At 36.0% G+C, this 1,738-nt stretch carries 2 protein-coding genes; both read left to right on the top strand.

All coding sequences use genetic code 11. The annotated features are described in order from the left end of the window. The first annotated feature begins 142 nt into the window (after positions 1–142). On the top strand, positions 143–604 hold the full coding sequence (locus BLW20_RS14480; protein ID WP_091102996.1) for a VOC family protein: 462 nt from the start codon (positions 143–145) through the stop codon (positions 602–604). Further along, positions 597–1,673, top strand: coding sequence for a winged helix DNA-binding domain-containing protein (locus BLW20_RS14475; protein ID WP_091102993.1), 1,077 nt, complete (start codon positions 597–599; stop codon positions 1,671–1,673). Before BLW20_RS14480 ends, BLW20_RS14475 begins: the two co-directional genes overlap by 8 nt. The last annotated feature ends 65 nt before the right edge of the window (positions 1,674–1,738 follow it).

Below are 1,738 nucleotides of genomic sequence, written 5' to 3'. Positions count from 1 at the left end.
CCGTGAATTATGAATACCTAATGAATTTATGAAATATTAACTATATTTGAAAGGAGTTTGTGTACTTTTTTCACAGACTGACGTTAGCGGCAATGCCAACCGACCACCCTGCCAAATTTCAACAACTTAAAAATAATGAACTATGGAAAATAAGAACGAAACAGAAATCAGACTTACTACGATTGCCTCAATAGTTTATCCTGCAAGAAACTTGAATCAAGGCATTGATACTTGGGCTTCTTTATTAGGCAAAGACCCAACTTGGCAAAACGAGGACTTTGCTTCTTTTAATATTGAGAATATGGACATTTCACTTTCACGACTTCCTTGGGTTGACTATCCATTGATTTTTTGGAAAGTTGAAGATATAGAAAAAGCACACAGCTATTTTATAACCAATGGAGCAAAAGCAATGGTAGAAATTGCTGACGGTTCTTTGGTAGAGATTGGCAAGGGCAAAGCAGTGGAGGGAAATAATCACAATCCTGATACAGGTGTCGTAGATATGCCTGGAGCAAGATTGGCTGTGCTGAAAGCCGCTGACGGTAATTTATTTGCACTAACACAAGAAGTTCCATTTGATTGGTCAGAAAATAATGAATAATCAAAAACGAATGACCTTGAATGAAATTGCAATAAACAGACTAATTAATCAGCAAATTTCCAACCCGAAACTTAAAACACCGCAAGAAGTTTTAGAATGGATGGGTGCAATTCAGGCACAGGATTATGCAATGTCAAAATTGGCTATCGGCATTCGGTTACCTAACAATGCTTTTGACAAACAAATTGAAGATGATTTAAACAACGGAAAAATTATACGGACGCATCTGTTAAGACCTACTTGGCATTTGGTTTCTGCGGATGACGTAAGATGGATGATGCAACTTTCCGCACCGAACCTTAATAAATCTGTTGCATCAATGAACCGAAGTTTAGGTTTGGACGAAACAGTTTTGAAAAAAAGTAATTCTTTAATCAGAAAACTTTTAGAAAAAAATGAAATCCTGACCAGAGAAGAAATAATGAACGAACTCAACAAAAAAGGAATTGCCACAAATGATTTGCGGGCAAGCCACATTATGTTTAGGGCAGAAACGGAAATGATAGTTTGCAATGGCGAAAGAGTAGGTAAACAACTTACTTATGCTTTATTTGATAGAAAAGTACCTGCGGCAAAACCCTTACAAAAAGATGAAGCATTGGCAAGATTAGCGGAAAAATATATCCAAAGCCGAAGTCCTGTAACGAAAAAAGATTTTGTTTGGTGGTCGGGACTTAATGTTTCTGATGCGAAAAAAGCATTTGAAATGGTTAAGTCTAAATTCATTTCCAGCATCATTGAAAATGAAGAATATTGGACGAACGAAACAGATAATTTGAAAACCAATAAAGATAATTCGGTTTACTTTTTACCTGCATTTGACGAACTAATCATAAGTTATAAAGATAGAACCGCTACAATTGAAGCAGAAAACCAAGCCAAAGCATTTACAAAAAACGGTATTTTCTACCCAACAATTATTTATAACGGCAAAGTCATAGGAACGTGGAAAAAGGTTTCAAAAGGAAATGAAACTGAAATTTTTCCGTCATTTTTTTCATCACTTACCGAAAGCCAAAAAAAGAAATACAAAACAGCTGAAACCAAACTAAAATTGTTCTATGAATAAGACCGAACAAAGGCACGTGCCGCTAATAACTAAGCCTTCGTCTTGCCCGGAGGGCATGAGATGAA

It is taken from the genome of Paenimyroides marinum, from assembly GCF_900108395.1.
GTDB classification, from domain to species: Bacteria; Bacteroidota; Bacteroidia; order Flavobacteriales; family Flavobacteriaceae; genus Flavobacterium; species Flavobacterium marinum.
Note: the sequence above shows the minus strand (reverse complement) of the source record. Positions and strands in the feature narration are given on the sequence as shown.